This window comes from Paraburkholderia bannensis, assembly GCF_014200455.1.
In the GTDB taxonomy this organism is placed as follows: domain Bacteria; phylum Pseudomonadota; class Gammaproteobacteria; order Burkholderiales; family Burkholderiaceae; genus Paraburkholderia; species Paraburkholderia bannensis_A.
In genome coordinates, this window is sequence record NZ_JACHBW010000007.1 from 133,737 (window position 1) to 154,009 (window position 20,273).

16 protein-coding genes and 1 pseudogene are annotated in these 20,273 nt (G+C 65.2%); 8 read left to right on the top strand and 9 right to left on the bottom strand.

What is annotated here, in order from left to right; genetic code table 11:
• Positions 1–86 precede the first annotated feature (86 nt).
• The 7 genes from hrcA (at position 87) to pabB (ending at position 9,555) form a co-directional block, all read left to right on the top strand.
• Complete coding sequence (gene hrcA, locus F4827_RS13575) at positions 87–1,106, top strand: heat-inducible transcriptional repressor HrcA (RefSeq protein ID WP_183724462.1); 1,020 nt, start codon at positions 87–89, stop codon at positions 1,104–1,106.
• Positions 1,107–1,277: 171 nt separating this feature from the next.
• A complete protein-coding gene (gene hemH, locus F4827_RS13580; RefSeq protein ID WP_183724463.1) occupies positions 1,278–2,345 on the top strand; it encodes a ferrochelatase in 1,068 nt (355 codons plus the stop codon).
• Between the two features lie 54 nt (positions 2,346–2,399).
• Entirely contained in the window at positions 2,400–2,807 is a 408-nt protein-coding gene (locus F4827_RS13585; RefSeq protein ID WP_183724464.1) for an RNA-binding S4 domain-containing protein, read from the top strand.
• Between the two features lie 506 nt (positions 2,808–3,313).
• Positions 3,314–3,883 (top strand): nucleotide exchange factor GrpE, encoded by a 570-nt coding sequence (gene grpE, locus F4827_RS13590; protein WP_183724465.1) that lies wholly within the window; start codon positions 3,314–3,316, stop codon positions 3,881–3,883.
• Positions 3,884–4,195: 312 nt separating this feature from the next.
• Positions 4,196–6,154: a molecular chaperone DnaK gene (dnaK, locus tag F4827_RS13595; protein ID WP_183724466.1), complete on the top strand. Its 1,959-nt coding sequence runs from the start codon at positions 4,196–4,198 to the stop codon at positions 6,152–6,154.
• Positions 6,155–6,443: 289 nt separating this feature from the next.
• On the top strand, positions 6,444–7,577 hold the full coding sequence (gene dnaJ / locus F4827_RS13600; protein ID WP_183724467.1) for a molecular chaperone DnaJ: 1,134 nt from the start codon (positions 6,444–6,446) through the stop codon (positions 7,575–7,577).
• Between the two features lie 79 nt (positions 7,578–7,656).
• Positions 7,657–9,555 carry an aminodeoxychorismate synthase component I gene (gene pabB / locus F4827_RS13605; RefSeq protein ID WP_183724468.1) on the top strand — a complete coding sequence of 633 codons (1,899 nt, stop codon included), beginning with the start codon at positions 7,657–7,659 and terminating at the stop codon, positions 9,553–9,555.
• Between the two features lie 82 nt (positions 9,556–9,637).
• On the opposite strand, the gene panB is transcribed toward pabB, so the two are convergent.
• The 7 genes and pseudogenes from panB to F4827_RS13640 all read right to left on the bottom strand — a co-directional run bounded on the left by panB (position 9,638) and on the right by F4827_RS13640 (position 16,640).
• Complete coding sequence (gene panB / locus F4827_RS13610; protein WP_183724469.1) at positions 9,638–10,453, bottom strand: 3-methyl-2-oxobutanoate hydroxymethyltransferase; 816 nt, start codon at positions 10,451–10,453, stop codon at positions 9,638–9,640.
• A gap of 73 nt (positions 10,454–10,526) precedes the next feature.
• Entirely contained in the window at positions 10,527–11,213 is a 687-nt protein-coding gene (locus F4827_RS13615) for a deoxynucleoside kinase (protein WP_183724606.1), read from the bottom strand.
• On the bottom strand, positions 11,204–11,761 hold the full coding sequence (gene folK, locus F4827_RS13620; RefSeq protein WP_183724470.1) for a 2-amino-4-hydroxy-6-hydroxymethyldihydropteridine diphosphokinase: 558 nt from the start codon (positions 11,759–11,761) through the stop codon (positions 11,204–11,206). Before folK ends, F4827_RS13615 begins: the two co-directional genes overlap by 10 nt.
• Positions 11,762–11,833: 72 nt before the next feature.
• A complete protein-coding gene (pcnB, locus tag F4827_RS13625; RefSeq protein WP_183724471.1) occupies positions 11,834–13,480 on the bottom strand; it encodes a polynucleotide adenylyltransferase PcnB in 1,647 nt (548 codons plus the stop codon).
• The gene (locus tag F4827_RS13630) at positions 13,477–14,163 is read right to left on the bottom strand and encodes an HAD family phosphatase (RefSeq protein WP_183724472.1); all 687 of its coding nucleotides are present in this window, start codon (positions 14,161–14,163) and stop codon (positions 13,477–13,479) included. The genes pcnB and F4827_RS13630 overlap by 4 nt, the downstream gene beginning before the upstream one ends.
• Before the next feature lie 632 nt (positions 14,164–14,795).
• Positions 14,796–15,488: pseudogene (hda, locus tag F4827_RS13635) on the bottom strand (DnaA regulatory inactivator Hda); the annotation flags it as partial.
• A 72-nt stretch (positions 15,489–15,560) separates the two neighbouring features.
• Positions 15,561–16,640, bottom strand: a complete 1,080-nt coding sequence (locus tag F4827_RS13640; RefSeq protein WP_183724473.1) for an AI-2E family transporter — start codon at positions 16,638–16,640, stop codon at positions 15,561–15,563.
• A 241-nt stretch (positions 16,641–16,881) separates the two neighbouring features.
• Between F4827_RS13640 and purM the strand changes: the two genes are divergently transcribed.
• Positions 16,882–17,943 (top strand): phosphoribosylformylglycinamidine cyclo-ligase, encoded by a 1,062-nt coding sequence (gene purM, locus F4827_RS13645; protein WP_183724474.1) that lies wholly within the window; start codon positions 16,882–16,884, stop codon positions 17,941–17,943.
• 86 nt (positions 17,944–18,029) lie between these two features.
• Here purM and kynA read toward each other — a convergent pair whose 3' ends face one another.
• Together kynA and kynU are read right to left on the bottom strand one after the other, a co-directional pair.
• The gene (gene kynA, locus F4827_RS13650) at positions 18,030–18,986 is read right to left on the bottom strand and encodes a tryptophan 2,3-dioxygenase (RefSeq protein ID WP_183724475.1); all 957 of its coding nucleotides are present in this window, start codon (positions 18,984–18,986) and stop codon (positions 18,030–18,032) included.
• A 10-nt stretch (positions 18,987–18,996) separates the two neighbouring features.
• Complete coding sequence (gene kynU, locus F4827_RS13655; RefSeq protein WP_183724476.1) at positions 18,997–20,247, bottom strand: kynureninase; 1,251 nt, start codon at positions 20,245–20,247, stop codon at positions 18,997–18,999.
• Between the last annotated feature and the right edge of the window lie 26 nt (positions 20,248–20,273).

A 20,273-nucleotide genomic window follows, 5' to 3' on the forward strand; every position in this document is an offset into this window, starting at 1 on the left:
CGTGACCTGCCGATGAACCCGGGGCGCCGCTGCCCTTGCCCGCGCGTACTCGCCGCCAACCCGGCATTAGGCTAGAATTTTCAGTCATGCTAGATCCCCGCGCACAAACCCTCCTCAAAACGCTGATCGAGCGCTACATCGCCGAAGGTCAGCCGGTCGGCTCGCGCACGCTGTCGCGTTTCTCCGGGCTCGAACTGAGCCCGGCGACGATCCGCAACGTGATGTCCGACCTGGAGGAGCTGGGGCTCGTTTCCAGCCCGCACACCTCGGCGGGGCGCGTGCCCACGCCGCGCGGCTACCGTCTGTTCGTCGACACCATGCTGACCGTCGAGCCTTCCGCCGAAGAGGACGCCGTCACGCGCGCGGTCAAGACCACGCTGCGCCCGGGCGAGCCGCAGAAGGTGGTGGCGGCGGCGGCCAGCGTGCTGTCGAACCTCTCGCAGTTCGCGGGCGTGGTGCTCACGCCGCGCCGCAGCCACGTGTTCAAGCAGATCGAGTTCATGCGCCTGTCGGACAAGCGCATCCTGCTCATCATCGTGACGCCCGAAGGCGACGTGCAGAATCGCATCATGGCGACCCAGCGCGATTTCACGCCTTCCGAGCTGATCGAAGCTTCCAATTACATCAACGCGCATTTCGCGGGTCTCTCCTTCGATGATGTGCGTCGCCGCCTGCGCGAGGAAATCGATGCCCTGCGTGGCGACATGACCACCCTGATGCACGCGGCCGTGACCGCGAGCACCGAGGAATCCGATACCGGCGAGACCGTGCTGATCTCGGGCGAACGCAACCTGCTCGAAGTGGCGGATCTCTCTTCGGACATGGCGCGCCTGCGCAAGCTGTTCGACGTGTTCGACCAGAAGACCAGCCTGCTGCAACTGCTGGACGTCTCCAGCCATGCCCAGGGCGTGCAGATCTTCATCGGCGGGGAGTCGCAACTCGTGCCGATCGAGGAAATGAGCGTGGTGACCGCGCCGTACGAAGTCAACGGCAAGATCGTCGGCACGCTGGGCGTGATCGGCCCCACGCGCATGGCCTACAACCGCGTGATTCCGATTGTGGATATCACCGCGCGCCTGCTTTCGCTCACGCTCAGCCAGAACTGAGCGTTTGTTCGCCCGTTTGCTCGCCCGATTTCCGTCTGTACGCATGATCGCCCGAAGCGGCGCGCCGCGCCATTGGCCGAATGGCTAGCGCGGTCGGGTAAAACACTGCCCGCTATAATGCGCACTTGTGCAACCGTTGCCGCGCCCCGCGCGTGGCGTCCCTGATCGCCTATGCGTTTCGACCTCGAACGGCCCTTGCAGTCCACTGTCGCGCATCGTGTCGCGGTGCTGCTCATCAATCTCGGCACCCCCGATGCGCCCACGCCGCGCGCCGTGCGTCGCTATCTCGCGCAATTTCTCTCCGATCCGCGCGTGGTCGAGATTCCCGCGCCGGTCTGGCAGGTGATCCTGCGCGGGCTGATCCTGCCGCTGCGCGGGCGCTCGTCCGCCAAAAAATACGCGGCGGTCTGGACCCCCGAAGGCTCGCCGCTGCGCGTACACACGCAAAAGCAGACCGACGCCCTGCGACATCTGCTGCAGATCAACGATTACACCGTGCTGGTCGATTACGCGATGCGCTACGGCACGCCCGACATCCCGGCGATGCTCAATCAGCTCAAGCTCGCGGGCGCCGAACGCATCCTGCTCGTGCCGATGTATCCGCAATATTCGGCGTCGACCACGGCCACGGCTTTCGACGCTGCTTTTGCTGCACTGCGTCGTATGCGCAACCAGCCGGAAATTCGCACCATCCGTTCGTACCACGACCATCCGGCCTATATCGGCGCGCTGGCGGCCCAGGTGCAGCAGTACTGGCATGCGCATGGACGGCCCGATTTCGCTTCCGGCGACCGCCTCGTACTGAGCTTCCACGGCGTGCCGAGCCGCACGCTCGATCTCGGCGATCCGTATCACGACCAGTGTCAGCAGACCGCTTCGCTGCTGATGCATGCGCTGGGTCTGTCGACGGTCGAATGCCGCGTGACGTTCCAGTCGCGCTTTGGACGCGCGCAGTGGCTGCAGCCCTACACCGCACCCACACTCAAGGAACTCGGGCAGGGCGGCGTGCGTCGCGCCGACGTGTTCTGTCCCGGTTTCACGGCGGATTGCCTCGAAACAATCGAGGAAATTGGCATGGAAGTGCGCGACGAATTCCTGCATGGCGGCGGCAAGGAGTTCCACCGTATTCCGTGCCTGAACAATTCGCCGGCGTGGATTTCGGCGCTGGGAGAGATCGTTGCGCAGAACCTGCAAGGCTGGCCGGTGCAGGCGCCGGCTCACGCGGGCGCGACGGCCTGACAGCGCCGCTGCGCGTTTGAGCACGGCAGAAGAATTGTCAGCAGGAAGTCATCGATGAACTACAAGATCTCCACCGAACCGGGCGCGCGTTTGCGCATCGACAAATGGCTGTGGGCGGCGCGGTTTTTCAAGACGCGCTCGCTGGCCACGGACGCCGTGAACAAAGGCCATGTGCGCATCGGCGGCGAGGCGGTCAAGGCGTCGAAGGATGTGCGGGTGGGCGATCGCGTCGAAGTCGAGATCGATCACGTGCGCTTGGAAGTGGACGTGCTGGGGATCTGTGAAGTGCGCGGGCCGGCGAGCGTTGCGCAATCGCTGTATGCAGAAACCGGGGAAAGCCGCGCGGCGCGCGTGGCCGAACAGGAACGACGCAAGCTGTTTCGCGAGCCGGCCTCCGCGTTGCACGGCAGGCCGACCAAGCGCGACCGGCGCACTATCGACAAACTTTCGCGTGAGGGTTGAAGAGCGCTTCCATCGTGGCGTGCGCGCTCCCATATTCCGTGGTGTTGTCGTTCACGGCGCCCGACATGCAGATGGTGGTGGTCCCGGCGATCAGTACCAGAGCGACCACCGAGATGGCAAAGGTCAGTTTCACGGTACTCCCCATGGGATCGCTGCAAAACGGCCAGACAGGTGGCCCGTTGTGGTGCGTGCGGACCGGTTCGGTGGGGTGTTGAAAGCTCCGGGTAAACACGGCGTGATCAGCACCTGCTCCTGAGTGTAGGTCAGCCGCGCGGCGCACTCAATCCGATTTTTTCCGCGCTGCAGTAATGGTTGTAACCGGCGGTTTCGGTGCTTTGATGTTTGTCTAAAAAAGCGCGCGGAAGCCCTTGAAACAAGCGATCCGGCACCCATGTGCTGTCGCAATCCACGAAGCATCTGTCGCGCTGGCGCAACGCGCAGCGAGCGGAGGGGCGGGATGCCCCACGCTTCGTTCCCTTTTTTACTATTCAACGACGTTCAGCGACATGGAAAACACGCAAGAGAACCCGACGAGCCAGAACCCCACGCCCGCGGACGAGGCGTCGCAGGCCGCTGCCGCCGCCCCGCAGCAAGAGGGCGTTGCCGCCGCACCGGCAGCCGAAGGCGCCGACGCCGCGCTGGCCGAAGCCCAGGCGAAGATCGCCGAACTGCAGGACGCGTTCATGCGCGCCAAGGCCGAGACGGAAAACGTCCGCCGCCGCGCGCAGGAAGACGTCGCCAAGGCCCACAAGTTCGCGATCGAAAGCTTCGCCGAACACCTGCTGCCGGTGGTGGACAGCCTGGAAGCCGCGCTCGCGCACGGCTCGGACGACCTCGCCAAGGTCAACGAAGGCGTCGAACTCACGCTCAAGCAGCTCTCCGGCGCGCTGGAGAAGGGCAAGGTGGTGGCGATCAACCCGGTTGGCGAGAAGTTCGATCCGCATCGCCATCAGGCTATCTCGATGGTGCCGTCCGAGCAGGAAGCCAACACCGTCGTTTCGGTCCTGCAAAAGGGTTACGTGATCGCCGAGCGCGTGCTGCGTCCGGCGCTGGTCACGGTTTCCCAACCTAAATAAACGGCGCGAACCGGTCGATAACTGCCGTAACCGGTTGCCTGGATCACCGCTTTCAACGGCCTCTACATCGATTTGCGTGAAATTGCGTCGATCTGTGAAAGGCATTCGAAAGCAAAGGGCGGCGCGTTTCCCCGAACATCGCGAAAAAGCGCCGCCGATTGAAAAAAATTAACGAACGCATAGCCCGAAGCTCTTGAAAACGCCGTCTCGGCACTTATTTGGGCAGCAGTTCTGAATGAATTGAGGCGTAGCGCCAGCCAAAGCGACAAGCGGCGCACGCAACAGCGGATCAAAATTGGAGAATTGAGAAAAATGGGCAAAATCATCGGTATCGACCTTGGCACCACGAACTCGTGCGTGGCGCTGATGGAAGGCAATCAGGTCAAGGTGATCGAGAACTCGGAAGGCGCCCGTACGACGCCGTCGATCATCGCCTACATGGACGACAACGAAGTGCTGGTCGGCGCACCGGCCAAGCGTCAGTCGGTCACCAACCCGCGCAACACGCTGTACGCAGTCAAGCGCCTGATCGGCCGCCGCTTCGACGAAAAGGAAGTGCAGAAGGACATCAACCTGATGCCCTACCAGATCGTCAAGCATGACAACGGCGACGCATGGGTTGCCGCGCACGGCCAGAACCTCGCACCGTCGCAGGTTTCGGCAGAAGTGCTGCGCAAGATGAAGAAGACCGCTGAAGACTACCTCGGCGAGCCGGTCACGGAAGCCGTGATCACGGTTCCCGCGTACTTCAACGACAGCCAGCGTCAAGCCACCAAGGACGCAGGCCGCATCGCCGGTCTGGAAGTCAAGCGCATCATCAACGAACCGACCGCAGCCGCACTGGCTTTCGGCCTCGACAAGGCCGAGAAGGGCGACCGCAAGATCGCCGTGTTCGACCTGGGCGGCGGCACGTTCGACATCTCGATCATCGAAATCGCTGATGTGGACGGCGAGATGCAGTTCGAAGTGCTCTCGACCAACGGCGACACGTTCCTCGGCGGCGAAGACTTCGACCAGCGCATCATCGATTACATCATCGGCGAATTCAAGAAAGAGCAGGGCGTCGACCTCTCGAAGGACGTGCTCGCGCTGCAACGCCTGAAGGAAGCCGCCGAAAAGGCCAAGATCGAACTGTCGTCGGGCCAGCAGACTGAAATCAACCTGCCGTACATCACGGCGGACGCTTCGGGTCCCAAGCACTTGAACCTGAAGATCACGCGCGCCAAGCTGGAAGCGCTGGTCGAAGACCTGATCGAGCGCACCATCGAGCCGTGCCGCGTGGCGATCAAGGACGCAGGCGTGAAGGTTGGCGACATCGACGACGTGATCCTCGTCGGCGGCCAGACGCGTATGCCGAAGGTGCAGGAGAAGGTCAAGGAGTTCTTCGGCAAGGACCCGCGCCGCGACGTGAACCCGGACGAAGCCGTGGCCGTTGGCGCCGCGATTCAAGGCCAGGTTCTGTCGGGCGACCGCAAGGACGTGCTGCTGCTCGACGTGACCCCGCTGTCGCTCGGTATCGAGACGCTCGGCGGCGTGATGACGAAGATGATCAACAAGAACACCACGATCCCGACCAAGCACTCGCAGGTCTACTCGACGGCTGACGACAGCCAGTCGGCCGTGACGATCAAGGTGTATCAGGGCGAACGCGAAATGGCGGCGGGCAACAAGCTGCTGGGCGAGTTCAACCTCGAAGGCATTCCGCCCGCACCGCGCGGCGTGCCGCAGATCGAAGTGAGCTTCGATATCGACGCGAACGGCATTCTGCACGTCGGCGCGAAGGACAAGGCGACCGGCAAGGAAAACCGCATCACGATCAAGGCGAACTCGGGTCTGTCCGAAGCCGAAATCGAGAAGATGGTGAAGGACGCCGAAGCGAACGCGGAAGAAGATCACCGTCTGCGTGAGATTGCCGATGCGCGCAACCAGGGCGATGCGCTGGTGCACAGCACGAAGAAGGCAGTGGCCGAGTACGGCGACAAGATCGATGCGTCCGAAAAGGACAAGATCGAAGCCGCACTGAAGGAACTCGAAGAGACGCTGAAGGATACGTCGGCTGACAAGGCGACGATCGAAGCGAAGGTCGAGGCGCTGTCCACCGCTTCGCAGAAGCTCGGCGAAAAGATGTACGCCGACATGCAGGCGCAGCAGGCTGGCGCGGCAGGTGCAGCGGGCGCGGCGGGTGCAGGTGCCGCCGGTGCCGAGCAAGGCGCGCAGAACCACGCCGACGACGTCGTCGACGCCGAGTTCAAGGAAGTCAAGAAGGACTAAGCGTCCGGATGCCGAGGCTGCAACCGTTGGCGGTTGCAGCCAGAGCAGCAAGGACGGCGGCGGCCGCATCGGTTACGATGCGTTCTGCATTGCAGCGCCTGGCGAGCCTTCACGGCTCTCCGGGCACATTTGTTTTATGGAGGCCGTTCTTTTTCAGGGGCCGCAAGCGCGTTTGAAGTCGGTGAGAAGCGCGTGCGCGGGGTTCAGGAAGAGCGGCTAACGGGTCACGAGATCCAGCATTCAAGAGGAGCCGGCGTGCGCGCAGCGTGCGCTTTGGCGTTGAACCGATATGGCGAAACGGGATTACTACGAGGTTCTGGGCGTCGCGAAGAACGCGAGCGACGACGAAATCAAGAAGGCGTATCGCAAGCTGGCGATGAAGTACCACCCCGACCGCAATCCGGACAACAAGGATGCGGAAGAGCATTTCAAGGAGGCCAAAGAGGCCTATGAAATGCTGTCGGACTCGCAAAAGCGCGCGGCTTACGACCAGTACGGCCATGCGGGCGTCGATCCCAACATGGGCGGCGCGGGTACGCAGGGCTTCGGCGGATTCGCGGACGCTTTCGGCGACATCTTCGGCGATATCTTCGGCCAGGCGGCCGGCGGCCGCGGCGGCCAGCGCAGCGGCCCGCAGGTGTATCGCGGCGCGGACCTGCGCTACAGCATGGAAATCACGCTGGAGCAGGCGGCGCACGGCTACGAAACGCAGATCCGCGTGCCGGGCTGGAGCAGTTGCGAGGTTTGCCACGGCTCGGGCGCGAAGCCCGGCACCAAGCCGGAAACCTGCCCGACCTGTCACGGTTCGGGTTCGGTGCGCATGTCGCAGGGCTTTTTCAGCATCCAGCAGACTTGCCCGAAGTGTCACGGCACCGGTTCGTACATCCCTGAACCCTGCACGTCCTGCCACGGCGCGGGCAAGGTGAAGGAAACCAAGACGCTGGAAGTGAAGATTCCGGCGGGCATCGACGACGGCATGCGCATCCGCTCGGCCGGCAACGGCGAGCCGGGCATCAACGGCGGTCCCTCGGGCGACCTGTACGTCGAGATCCACATCAAGCAGCACGGCGTGTTCGAGCGCGACGGCGACGATCTGCATTGCCAGATGCCGATTCCGTTCTCGACGGCCGCGCTCGGCGGCGAGATCGAAGTGCCCACGCTGGCGGGCCGCGCGACCTTCCCGGTTCCCGAAGGCACCCAGTCGGGCAAGACGTTCCGTCTACGCGGCAAGGGCATCAAGGGTCTGCGTTCGAGCATCGCGGGCGATCTCTACGTGCACGTGCAGGTGGAAACGCCGGTCAAGCTCACCGAGCACCAGCGCGAACTGCTTCAGCAGTTCGAGAAGTCGCTCGTGGAAGGCGGCTCGCGCCACAGCCCGCAAAGCAAGAGCTGGTTCGACCGCGTCAAGAGCTTCTTCGATTGATGCGCGGGTTTCGGGGCGCGCTGCGGGTTTGGCTTGAAACGCCAGCGTGCTCCGGACCAGTCAGGCAGGTAGTCACACAATGGCCGTTACTCCAGGCGGCGCGGTGTTCGCGCTGCTCGACGATGGCGACTCGACGGCGCAGCGCCGTTCGAGCCGTCTCTATACGGGCTTCGTGCGCGAACTCGCGTGCGAGCGCCCAGCCGATCTCGACGTGATTTGCGAACAGGTGCGCGCCGCGCAGCAGGCGGGGCTGCACAGCCTCGTGCTCGGCGATTACGACTTCGGGCGCGCACTCGTGCTCGGCCAGCAGAGCGCCCCCATTCATGAAACGCAGCACGGCCACGCCGCGCTGCGTTTTTTCTTGTTCGAACGCTGCGAGAAGCTCTCGCGCGATGAAGCCGATGCGTGGCTCGCGGCGCGCGAGGGCTGCACATCGGACGAGCATGCACCGCATCCCGCAGGCATCGCAGGCGTGACGATGGGCGTGGACCGCGAGCGCTTCGAGCGCGACATCGGCGCAGTGCAGGACGCGCTGCGCATCGGCGACACGTATCAGGTCAACTACACCTATCGGCTCGGTTTCGAGGCGTTTGGTTCGCCGCTCGCGCTGTATCGGCGCTTGCGCGAGCGTCAACGCGTGCGTTACGGCGCGTTGATCGCGCTGCCGGGCGACCGCTGGGTGCTGTCGTGCTCGCCGGAGCTGTTCGTCGAGAAACACGGCGACACCCTGCGCGCCAAGCCGATGAAGGGCACCGCCGCGCGTTGGGCCGATCCGGCCGAGGATGCCGCCGCCGCGCGGTTTCTCGGCAACGATCCCAAGAACCGCGCCGAAAACGTCATGATCGTCGATCTGCTGCGCAACGACATCTCGCGCGTGGCGCAGACTGGCACCGTGCGCGTGCCGGCGCTGTTCAGCGTCGAGCCGTATGCGTCGGTGTGGCAGATGACCTCGACGGTCGAAGCGAAGCTGCGCGAAGGCACCACATTCGCCGACGCGATGCGCGCGCTGTTCCCCTGCGGCTCGATCACCGGCGCGCCCAAGCATCGGACGATGGAGCTGATCGACGCGCTGGAGCATGGCCCGCGCGGGCTGTACACGGGCACGATCGGCTGGTTCGACGCGCCGCGCGATGGCGATGCCTGCGGCGATTTTTGCCTCTCGGTGGTGATCCGTACGCTGACGCTGGAAGCCGCGCAGGCGGCCACGGCGGGAATACGCCGCGGCGAGATGGGAGTGGGCGCGGGCATCGTGCTCGACAGCGTGGCCGCCGACGAATATGAGGAGATGCGTTTGAAAGCCCGCTTCCTGACCGGAGCCGATCCCGGCATCGAACTGTTCGAAACGATGTACGCAACGCGCGCCCAGGGCGTGCGCCACCTCGAACGCCATCTCGCGCGGCTTGCGTCGAGCGCCGCGTGGTTCGATTTCCCGTGCGATGTCGAGGCATTGCGGGCGCGTCTCGCGCAGGCCTGCGCCGCATGGCCGGACGATGACGCGAGTGACGCACCGCATCGCGTGCGCGTTGCGCTGGCCAAAAGCGGCGAAATCACGCTGACGTCCGCACCGCTTGCGCCGCTGGCGCACGACACCGTGGGCGTGATGTTCGCGTCGGACCACGGCTTCGCGCCGGTTGCCTCCGCGGATGCGCTCCTGCTGCGCAAGTCCACGCGCCGCGCCGAATTCGACCGCGCATGGCGCGCGGCGGAAGCACAAGGCGCCTTCGACATGCTCTTCTTCAACGAGCGCGGCGAGTTGACCGAAGGCGGCCGCTCGAACGTGTTCGTGAAGCTCGGCGGTCAGTGGTGGACGCCGCCGCTGGTTTCGGGCGTGCTCCCGGGCGTGATGCGCGGCGTGCTACTCGACGATCAGACATTGGGCGCGCAGGAGCGTGTCCTCACGCGTGCCGACGTGCTGGAAGCCGAAGCGCTCCTGCTTACCAACGCCCTGCGCGGCGCAGTGCCGGCGAAGCTGATGTAAAACCGCGCCACCACGCAGCCCCAAACAAAAAGCGCGTGCCATCAAGGTCACGCGCTTTTTCATATCGGCACGAAAAACGGCTTCAGAAGCCGTGCTCAGGTCCAGGGAACGAGCCGTCCTTGACCGCCTTCACATAGGCGCGCACGGCCGATTCGATATTCGGCTGGCCTTCCATGAAGTCCTTCACGAAGCGCGGACGCTTGCCGGGGAAAATGCCCAGCATGTCGTGCAGCACCAGCACCTGGCCCGAGCAGTCCACGCCCGCGCCAATGCCGATGGTCGGAATGCGCAACTGCTTCGTGACTTGTGCGCCGAGCGCCGAGGGCACCGCCTCGATCACCACCAGCTGCGCGCCCGCTGCTTCGAGCGCCAGCGCGTCGCGCACCAGCTGGGCCGCTCCCGCATCGGTCTTGCCCTGCACCTTGAAGCCGCCGAAGGCGTGTACCGACTGCGGCGTGAGGCCGATATGCGCGCACACCGGCACCGCGCGCTCGACCAGCATCTTCACCGTGGGGGCGAGCCATTCGCCACCCTCGATCTTGACCATCTGCGCACCCGCGCGCATGAGCTTCACCGAACTGGCAAAGGCTTCTTCGGGCGTGCCGAAGGTGCCGAACGGCAGATCGGCGACGATCAGCGCCTTCGTCTGCGCGCGCGCCACCGACGCCGTGTGATAGGCGATGTCGTCGAGCGTGACGGGCAGCGTGGTGGTGTGGCCCTGGAGCACGTTGCCGAGCGAATCGCCGATCAGCACGGTATCGACGCCCGCGCGATCGCACAGCGCGGAGAAGCTGGCGTCGTAGCACGTGAGCATGGCGATCTTTTCGCCGGCGTCGCGCATGGACTGGAGCTTGGGCACGGTGACCGCGCTGCGGCTCGTTTCCTGCAGATAACTCATGGGGAAATCCTGGGGTGATCCGTTATGGAGGGGGAAACCGGCAGGGCGGTCGCTGGAACGAGCCTGGCGAGGCTCAGAGCGAGGTGCCCTTGACGAACGATTCCTTGCGCCCGCGCATTGTTTCGATACGTTCGGCGATCAGGGCAAGGTCCTCGTCGGAGTCGAGCGGATTCAGATTCTCGACGCCGACCGTCAGTACCGGCGCACGGTCGTAATGATAGAAAAATTCGTTGTAGCTGTCGCACAACCCACGCAGGAAGGTGTCGGAGATGTGCTGTTCCACCGGCACGGCGCGTTTCTGGATGCGCGCGAAGAGGGCTTCAGGGCTCGCCTGAAGGTAGACCACCAGATCCGGCGGCGGCGCCTGCACGGGCAAACGCGCGGCGAGCGCGCGATAGAGCGGCAGTTCCTCTTCGGGCAGCGTGAGACGCGCGAACACGTCGTTGCGCTCGGCGAGGAAGTTGGTCACGAGCGGCTCGCCCGCGCCGCGCCGTGCGCTCACTTCATGCGACAGGCGCTCGCGCTGCAGCGCTACGGCAAGCTGCGCGGCCAGCGCGTGACGCGAGGCATCGCGGTAGAAGCGTTCGAGAAAGGGGTTGTCGGTGTGCGATTCGATCAGCGTCTGCATCTGCCAGCGTTCGGCCAGACGCGTGGCCAGTGCGGTCTTGCCCGCGCCGATCGGCCCTTCGATCACGATGTAGTCGAGCGCGGGCCGGGTGGCGCGCGCGGTGACGATCGGCAAGGGCGTGTTCACCGGCAGCCGCCTGGCTTTTTATCGTCGATGGCGCTCTCGCCATCGGGTTCTGGCGCGACACCCAGGCACTGACACAGCGGCCGCAACTTTTCGATACGCTGATCGGCCACGCCGGGCAGGAACGTGCGTACCACGCCCTGGCCCGGAATGAGCAGGTCCGCATCGATTTCGGCGAGCGGCGCGAGCACGAACGCGCGGAGCGTCATGCGCGGATGCGGCACGATCAGCCCGGGCTCGTCGATCACGGTGTCGCCGAACATCAGCACGTCGATGTCGAGCGTGCGCGGCGCGTTGCGAAAGGGGCGCTCGCGGCCGAAATGATGCTCGATGCGCTGGCACAGGGCCAGCAGATCGTGCGCCGTGAGGCACGTTTCGAGCTTCACGACGCAATTGAAATAGTCGTCGCCGCCCGCGTCGATCGGCGCGGTGCGGTACAGACTCGATTTGGCGACGATGGTGATGGCGCTTTGCTGCGCAAGACACACCACCGCGTCTTTGAGGGTCTGGCGCGCATCCCCCAGATTCGCGCCCATTCCCAGCCAGGCAACCGTCATGGCTTCACTTCCTGCGGCTATCGTTGCAAAGGCGCATGGAGCGCGCCCACACTACGCTGCGCCTGCATGGCGTCAGTCCTCGTACGGGCCGTCGTCGCCCTGGTCGTGCGACGAATCCGCGCCGTCACTCTCGGTTCCGGCAGCAGTTTCGCCCGCTTTACGGTTTTTCGCTCCGCCACGACGGCGGCGCTTGCGCGGCGAACGCTCGCGGGTGCCGCCCGCATTGAGCAGCGTTTCGCGTGCGGCCAGATCGCCGCTGATAAAGTCGGTCCACCACTGGCCGATTTCGGCGTCGAGCTCGCCCGACTCGCAGCGCAGCAGGAGAAAATCATACCCCGCTCTGAAGCGCGGGTGTTCCAGCAGCTTGATCGCGCTGCGGCCGCGCTTTTCGAGGCGCAGTTGCAGGCCCCAGATCTCGCGCATATCCGACGAGAAGCGGCGATGGATCGCCAGCTTCTCGGTCTGCATGTCGATCACGTCGTCCATCGCGCGATTGAGCGCGGGCACCGGGAATTCGCCTTCGGCCGTGTACTGCGTGAGGCGTTGCTGCACGTCGTGCCAAAGCAGCGTGGCGAACAGGAAGCCCGGCGACACCGGCTTGCCCTGACGCACGCGCGCATCGGTGTTCGACAGCGCGAGCGTGATGAAGCGCTCGCCTTGCGGCTGTTCGAGCACCACGTCGAGCAGCGGCAGCAGGCCGTGATGCAGGCCTTCCTTGCGCAGCCAGCGCAGGCATTCGAGCGCGTGGCCCGAGAGCAGCAGCTTGAGCATCTCGTCGAACAGACGCGCCGCCGGCACGTTGTTGATGAGGTCGGCCATTTCCAGGATCGGGGCGCGCGTGTGTTCTTCGATCTCGAAGCCGAGCTTGGCCGCGAAACGCACCACACGCAGCATACGCACCGGATCTTCGCGATAGCGCGTGGCAGGGTCGCCGATCATGCGCAGCAGGCGCGCGCGCATGTCGGCCATGCCGTTGTGGTAGTCCAGCACGGTTTGCGTGGCCGGATCGTAGTACATCGCGTTGATCGTGAAGTCGCGGCGCGTGGCGTCTTCGTGCTGCTCGCCCCAGACGTTGTCGCGCAGCACGCGCCCGCTTGCGTCCACATGATGCGTCTTGCGGTCGAGTTCGTCGCGGCGCATACGTTTGACCGGCGCGGCGCTGGGCGCGGGTGCGGGCGCATCGACCAGCGCACGGAACGTCGAGACTTCGATGATTTCCTGGCCGAACTGCACGTGCACGATCTGGAAGCGCCGGCCGATGATGCGCGCGCGGCGGAACAGCTTCTGCACCTGATCGGGCGTGGCGTCGGTGGCGACGTCGAAGTCCTTGGGCGCGACGCCCAGCAGCAGGTCGCGCACCGCACCGCCGACGATGAACGCGCGGAAGCCGGCTTGTTGCAGCCCTTCGGTCACGCGCACCGCGTTGCGCGAAATCAGCGCCGGGTTGATGCCGTGCACATCGGCGGAGAGGATCACGGGCGTGGTCGGATCGGCGGCGCCCTTCTTGCCCGGCGCGCCGCGCGCGCTGGTTTCCTTCTTGACGGTGACGGTCTTGCGGCGCGCGCGGGTGGTGGTGCCAACGGCGGTGCCAACAGCGGTGCCAACGGCCTGGTCGCCGTCATGCGCTGCTGCGTGGGCGTCGTCGCCGTGTTCGCCCGGCGTTTGAACGGCTTCGGCGTCGTCCTGGCCGAACAGCTTGCGGATGAATTTCTTGATCACGAGGCTTGGAACAAATCGAGAATGCGCCAGCCTGCTTGTTGCGCGTGGGCGCGCAGGGTGTCGTCGGGGTTGGTCGCGATCGGGTCGGTGACTTTCTCGAGCAACGGAATGTCGTTGTGCGAGTCGCTGTAGAAGTAGCTGCGATCGAAGTCCGACCAGCTCTTGCCCATCGAGGCGAGCCAGGCTTCGACGCGCGTGATCTTGCCTTCGCGGAAGCTCGGCGTGCCGGTCGGGCGGCCTGTGAAAGCCGATTCCGGATGACCGTCCACGGTTTCGACCTCGCACGCGATCAGCTTGTCCACGCCGAAGGCTTCGCCGATGGGCGCGGTGATGAATTCGTTGGTCGCCGTGACCATGCAGACGAGGTCGCCCGCGTCCTTGTGCTGGCGCACGAGTTCGATCGCCACCGGCAGCATGGCCGGCTTGATGACTTCGTGCATGTACTGATCGTGCCAGGCCTTGAGTTGCGCGCGCGAATGCTTCGCGAGCGGCGTGAGGGCGGCGACGAGGTACGCGTTGATGTCGAGCGTGCCGGCCTTGTACTGACCGTAGAAGAAGTCGTTCTGCTCGGTGAAGCGCTCGGCGTCCACGAGGCCGAGCTTCACCATGAAGCGGCCCCATTCGTGGTCGCTGTCGGTGGGGATCAGCGTGTGATCGAGATCGAAAAGTGCGAGATTAGCCATGGGCGCTCATTTTACTTGAAGCGGGTGAAGCCGTTGCCGGTGCCGACGTGCGTCGGCGGGGCGGGCTGCGTGTCGGGTTCGGCGGGAGCGGGGGCGGGTGCTGCGTCCGGGGCGTTCGATGTGTCCGCTGCGTCCGGCTGCGCTTGCGCTGTTTCGGACGGGCTGGCCGCAGCGTGCGCCGCCTCAGGCTCATTCGCGTCGGCGGGTACAGCGGGCGGATCGAGATCGCCGTTCAGCTCGCCGGTCAATTCGTTGCTGACGTCGGCGTTGACCTCGCCTTGCAGGTCGGTGCCCAGTTCGCGATGGACCACGTCGCGGAATTTGACCCCCAGTTCGCCATCGACATTGTCGGTGGGCGGCTCGAAGGGCTTGTCGCCGATCGGCTCGCGGGTCTGCAGGGCCGGGGCCCTGGGCGCTTCGTAGGCCGGATCGACCGGGCTCGGGTCGCTCGCGTCCAGCAGCGGGAACAGTTCGAGTTCGACGCCTGCGGCGGCGGCGGGCTCCGGGTCGGCCTCGTTCTCTGCTTCGCGCGGGTCTGGCAGATCGGCGATCTCGACGATCTGCTCCTCCTCGGCAGGCATCGCGAACAGCGCGGCGTCGTCGCCCGCGAGCGCCTCGGGGCTCAGCGGTCCTTCGCCGTTGGCGAGCATCGTGCGCAGCAGCGGCAGCGTCACCGCGCGCTTTTGCTCCAGCGAAAAGCGGTCGAGCGCGTCGAGCAGGCGCATCAGACTGGGCATGTCGCGGCGAAAGTGCGTGAGCAGATAGGCGGGCACGTCGTCGGCTAGATTGATGCCGCGTTCGCGCGCCGCTTGCTTGAGCACGGCGGCCTTGCCTGCGTCCGAGAGCGGCGCGAGATGGAACACCAGACCCCAGCCCAGGCGCGTGCGCAGATCCTCGCGCACCGCGAGACCCATCGGCGGCGCATTGCCGGTGGCGACCAGCGCCGTGGCCGGATGCGAGCGCACTTCGTTGAAGAGGTTGAAGAGGGCGATCTGCTGCGCGCCCGAGAGCGAATCGCAGTCGTCGACCGCGTAGATGGTCACGCGCGCATCGAAGGTGAAGGCAGCCAGAGCGCTTTGCGGCCCGAGATAGCGCACATGGCCCGGCGGCGCTTCATAAGCGAGCGAGCGCAGCAGATGCGAGCGGCCGTTGCCGGGCTCTCCCCAGACGTAGAACGTGCGGTCGGCCTTCGGATCGACGCCCGCAGCGAGCGCGGCATCGAGCCCGCGCAGGCGCGCCACCAGCTCCGCGTTGGCGCCGGTGTGAAAGTTGTCGAAGGTCGATGGCGGCGGGGTGCCGAGATCGAGCGTTAGCTGTCGCTGCACGGTATGTCTGGCCGAAGTGTCGGGTCTCTCTGTGCTCTCTGTGCTGTCAGTGCGTGTGCGGTTCCTGCTCGTTCAATTCCGATAGAGCGCGCTGGCGAGATAGCTGCGGCGCAATTCACGCAGGGCGATCGAGAGGATCGCACTGGCCGGCAGTGCGAGCAGCACGCCGAAGAACCCGAACAGTTGCCCGAAGGCGAGCAAGGCAAAAATCACCGCGAGCGGATGCAGGCCGATGCGCTCGCCCACGAGCCGTGGCGTGAGGAAAAAGCCTTCGAGCACCTGGCCCACGCCGTAGATCAGCGCCACCGCGCCGAAACCATACCAGTTGCCGAACTGCAAAAGCGCGGCAACCAGCGCGAGCACGAGGCCCGTTGCGTAGCCCAGATACGGAATCAGCACCGCGAGGCCCGTGAACACGCCTACCGGCAGCGCCACTTCGAAGCCCGCGATCGACAGCGCAATCGCGTAGAACGCCGCGAGGATCGCCATCACCAGCAACTGGCCGCGCAGATATTGCGCCAGCATGCGGTCCATTTCGCCCGCCAGTTCCATGGTGCGCGCAAACCAGCGGCGCGGCACGAAGGTCTGCACGCGCGCGAGCATCGCGTTCCAGTCGTACAGCAGATAGAACAGCACGAGCGGCACCAGCACGGCGTTCGAAACGACTTCGATCGCCACGTTGCTGCTGGTGCGGATCGACGTCCACGCGTAGAGCGCAACGGTCTGCGCGCTGCCTTCGATGCGGCTCGTGATCAGGTCGCGCAGGCTCTGGAAGTCGAGCACATCGTCGCGTACGCCCAGAAACGCCAGCTTGGGCGTGAGCCAGTCGTGCAGATGCGTGATCATCGCGGGCACCTGCTGCTTGAGCTGCGGCCCTTCCTTCTGGATCACGGCGAGCAGCAGCACGACCAGCATGGTCACGACCAGCGCGAAGAGCAGCATCATGGTGAGTGCGGCGAGACCGCGCGGCACGCGCCTGCGCACCAGCCACGCCACGCCCGGCTGCAGCACGTAGGCGAGCAGCCCGCCGAGCAGAAAAGGCGTGAGCACGGGGCGCAGCAGCCACAGCACGATGCCGAAGGCGAGCGCAAGCGCGGCCCAGATGAAGGCCTGACGCTGGTACGGCGTGAAAATCGGTGTGTTCTGCGACAAAACGTTGTTTTCCGGTGGTAGGGCGGGCTGGCGTCGGTCCTGCGCGAGCCGTGCTCTGCGCGTCGTTCGCCTTGTCTCCTGCCCGTGCTGGCTCGCCGCGGCGCGCCCGTCGTTGCGAGCGCGCCGTGCGCATTCAAGGCGCCGTCGCGTTGCGTCATCCCAAAAAACTGACCCTGGGCGCGTCGGCGGGTCGCCGTCAATCGGTTAAAATCGCATTTTACCGACCTTCTGGCGCTTCCCCATGAATCAACCGAAATCCGGCCCCGCTAATCAGGAACAAGGCCTCTCCTACGCCGACGCTGGCGTCGACATGGTCGCGGGCGACGCGCTCGTCGACCGCATCAAGCCGTTTGCGAAGAAGACCCTGCGCGAAGGCGTGATGGGCGGCATCGGCGGATTCGGCGCGCTGTTCGAAGTGCCGAAGCGATACAAGGAACCCGTGCTGGTGTCGGGCACGGACGGCGTGGGCACCAAGCTGCGCCTCGCGTTTCATCTGAACAAACACGACACGGTCGGCCAGGATCTCGTCGCGATGAGCGTCAACGACATCCTCGTGCAAGGTGCCGAGCCGCTGTTCTTCCTCGACTACTTCGCCTGCGGCAAGCTGGACGTCGATACGGCGGCCACTGTCGTGCAGGGCATCGCACACGGTTGCGAACTGTCGGGCTGCGCGCTGATCGGCGGCGAAACCGCTGAAATGCCGGGCATGTACCCGGACGGCGAATACGACCTGGCGGGCTTCGCGGTCGGCGCGGTCGAAAAGAGCAAGATCATCGACGGCAGCACCATCGCCCCGGGCGACGTGGTGCTGGGTCTGGCGTCGAGCGGCATCCACTCGAACGGCTTCTCGCTGGTGCGCAAGATCATCGAGCGCGCGAACCCCGACCTGAACGCCGACTTCGACGGCCGCACGCTTGGCGACGCGCTGATGGCGCCCACCCGCATCTACGTCAAGCCGCTGCTCAAGCTGATGGAAACCATCACCGTAAAGGGCATGGCGCACATCACCGGCGGCGGTCTGGTCGAAAACATTCCGCGCGTGCTGCGCGAAGGTCTCACGGCTGAGCTGAACCATGCCGCATGGCCGCTGCCGCCGCTGTTCTCGTGGCTGCAGAAGGAAGGCGGCGTGGCGGATGCGGAAATGCATCGCGTGTTCAACTGCGGCATCGGCATGGCCGTGGTCGTGGCGGCCGATCAGGCTGAAGCCGCCGCCGCGCTGCTGGCCGCAGCGGGCGAGCAGGTCTGGAAGATCGGCTTCGTGCGCGAAAGCCGCGAAGGCGAAGCGCAGACCGTGGTGGTCTGAGGCGACCCCGTTTAGCCTTCCGCGCCTTTGCAGAAGAAAAGCCCGCCAGATGGCGGGCTTTTTGCATTCCTGGCATCTGAAACGCGTTACAGCACCGTGCGCACGTGCCACAACTCCGGAAACAGCACCACATCGAGCATCTTGCGCAGATACGGCGCGCCGTTGGTGCCGCCCGTGCCCTGCTTGAAGCCGATGATGCGCTCCACCGTCGTCACATGGCGGAAGCGCCACTGGCGGAACGCGTCCTCCAGATCGACGAGCTCTTCGGCCATCTCGTACAGATCCCAGTGCTTCGAGGGATTGCGGTAAATCTCCAGCCATGCCGCTTCGACCGTCGTATCGTGTTCGGTCGCCTGGCTCCAGTCGCGGTTCAGGCGCTGCGGTGCGATCGCGAAACCGCGCCGCGCGAGCAGGCGGATCACTTCGTCGTAGAACGACGGCGCGTCGAGCGTCGCCTTCACCTGGGCGTGAATCTCCGGGCGATGCTCGTGCGGTTTGAGCATCTGCGCGTTCTTGTTGCCGAGCAGAAACTCGATCATGCGGTACTGATACGACTGAAAGCCGGATGACGCGCCCAGATACGGCCGCATCGCCGTGTACTCAGACGGCGTGAGCGTCGACAGCACGCTCCAGGCCTGCACCAGTTGCTCCAGGATGCGCGAGACGCGCGCCAGTTGCTTGAAGGCGGGCGGCAGCGCATCGCGATGCACGTTGGCGAGCGCCGCGCGCAACTCATACAGCGCGAGCTTCATCCACAGCTCGCTGGTCTGATGCTGGACGATGAACAGCATCTCGTTGTGATCGGGCGAAAGCGGATGCTGCGCGTTGAGCACCTTGTCCAGCCCGAGGTAGTCGCCGTAGCTCATCGACTCCGAGAAGTCGAGCTGGGCGTCGTGCCAGCCGTCGCCTTTTTCCTGCACGCTGGACGGCGCGGACGGCGCACCGTGGGCCGCGCCATGCCCGAACGGACAACCGCCGCGCGGCGCGTCGTTCGATGCACTCGTCTGCTCGGGCGCGCCGGGAATCTGCATATGGTCGGTCATCGCGCGCTCCTCAGGTCACTGCGCCGCGTGCGGCGAATTCCGGCTTGCGCCAGTATTCGGTCGCGAGCACGTCGCGCAGCGTTTCCACGGCGTCCCAGACATCGACGTAACGTACATACAGCGGCGTGAAACCAAAGCGCAGCACGCGCGGCTCGCGATAATCGCCGATCACGCCGCGCGCGATCAGCGCTTGCATCACTTCATAGCCATGCGGATGCTCGAAGCTCACATGCGAGCCGCGCTGCGCATGCTCGCGCGGCGTGACGAGCGTGAGATCGAACGCCTTGCAACGCGTTTCCACCAGTTCGATGAAGAGATCGGTGAGCGCGAGCGACTTGGCGCGGATCGCCTGCATATCGGTTTGCAGGAACACGTCGAGGCCGCATTCGACCAGCGACATCGACACGATCGGCTGCGTGCCGCACAGATAGCGGCCGATGCCGTCGTCGGGGCGATAGGTCGGGTTCATTTCGAACGGCGACTTGTGGCCCCACCAGCCCGACAGCGGCTGCGAGAAGGTGTTCTGGTTGCGTTTGGGCACCCACACGAAGCCCGGCGAGCCCGGGCCGCCGTTCAGATACTTGTAGGTGCAGCCGACCGCGTAATCGGCATTCACGCCGTTCAGATCGACCGGCACCGCGCCCGCCGAATGCGCCAGATCCCACAGCGCGAGCGCGCCCTGCGCGTGGATGTGTTCGGTGAGCGCGCGCATGTCGTGCATCTCGCCGGTGCGGTAGTTCACGTGCGTGATCATGGCCACGGCCACGTCCTCGCGGATCGCGGCGCGCAGCTCGGACGGATCGTCCACCAGACGCAGCTCGTAGCCGCGATCGAGCTGCTCGATCAGGCCTTGCGCGATGTACAGATCGCTCGGGAAATTCGAGCGCTCGGAGACGATCACGCGGCGCTTCGGATCGCGCTCATTGGCGACGCGCAGCGCGGCGGACAGCGCCTTGAAGAGGTTGATCGAAATGGTGTCGGTGACGACCACTTCGTCCTCGGCCGCGCCGATCAGCGGGGCGAGCTTGTTGCCCAGACGGCGCGGCAGCGCGAACCAGCCCGCGGTGTTCCAGCTGCGGATCAGGCCTTCGCCCCATTCGCCGCCGATCACGGCCTGGGCGCGCGCGGCGCTGGCGCTGGGCGGCACGCCCAGCGAATTGCCGTCGAGATAGATGGTCTCGGGGGCGAGCGTGAATTGCTCGCGCAGGGCCGCGAGCGGGTCGGCGCTGTCGAGCGCCAGGGCTTCGTTACGGTCGTTCATATCGATGGGGGCCTGAAGGTAGCTGA

Bases quoted from the DNA above. Each gene is read 5' to 3' on its own strand.
- folK (WP_183724470.1), bottom strand. From the start codon at position 11,761: ATGACGGTTGCCTGGCTGGGAATGGGCGCGAATCTGGGGGATGCGCGC.
- grpE (WP_183724465.1), top strand. From the start codon at position 3,314: ATGGAAAACACGCAAGAGAACCCGACGAGCCAGAACCCCACGCCCGCG.
- panB (WP_183724469.1), bottom strand. From the start codon at position 10,453: ATGAGTTATCTGCAGGAAACGAGCCGCAGCGCGGTCACCGTGCCCAAG.
- F4827_RS13630 (WP_183724472.1), bottom strand. From the start codon at position 14,163: ATGGCTAATCTCGCACTTTTCGATCTCGATCACACGCTGATCCCCACC.
- pabB (WP_183724468.1), top strand. From the start codon at position 7,657: ATGGCCGTTACTCCAGGCGGCGCGGTGTTCGCGCTGCTCGACGATGGC.
- hemH (WP_183724463.1), top strand. From the start codon at position 1,278: ATGCGTTTCGACCTCGAACGGCCCTTGCAGTCCACTGTCGCGCATCGT.
- kynU (WP_183724476.1), bottom strand. From the start codon at position 20,247: ATGAACGACCGTAACGAAGCCCTGGCGCTCGACAGCGCCGACCCGCTC.
- hrcA (WP_183724462.1), top strand. From the start codon at position 87: ATGCTAGATCCCCGCGCACAAACCCTCCTCAAAACGCTGATCGAGCGC.
- dnaK (WP_183724466.1), top strand. From the start codon at position 4,196: ATGGGCAAAATCATCGGTATCGACCTTGGCACCACGAACTCGTGCGTG.
- purM (WP_183724474.1), top strand. From the start codon at position 16,882: ATGAATCAACCGAAATCCGGCCCCGCTAATCAGGAACAAGGCCTCTCC.
- dnaJ (WP_183724467.1), top strand. From the start codon at position 6,444: ATGGCGAAACGGGATTACTACGAGGTTCTGGGCGTCGCGAAGAACGCG.
- F4827_RS13585 (WP_183724464.1), top strand. From the start codon at position 2,400: ATGAACTACAAGATCTCCACCGAACCGGGCGCGCGTTTGCGCATCGAC.
- kynA (WP_183724475.1), bottom strand. From the start codon at position 18,986: ATGACCGACCATATGCAGATTCCCGGCGCGCCCGAGCAGACGAGTGCA.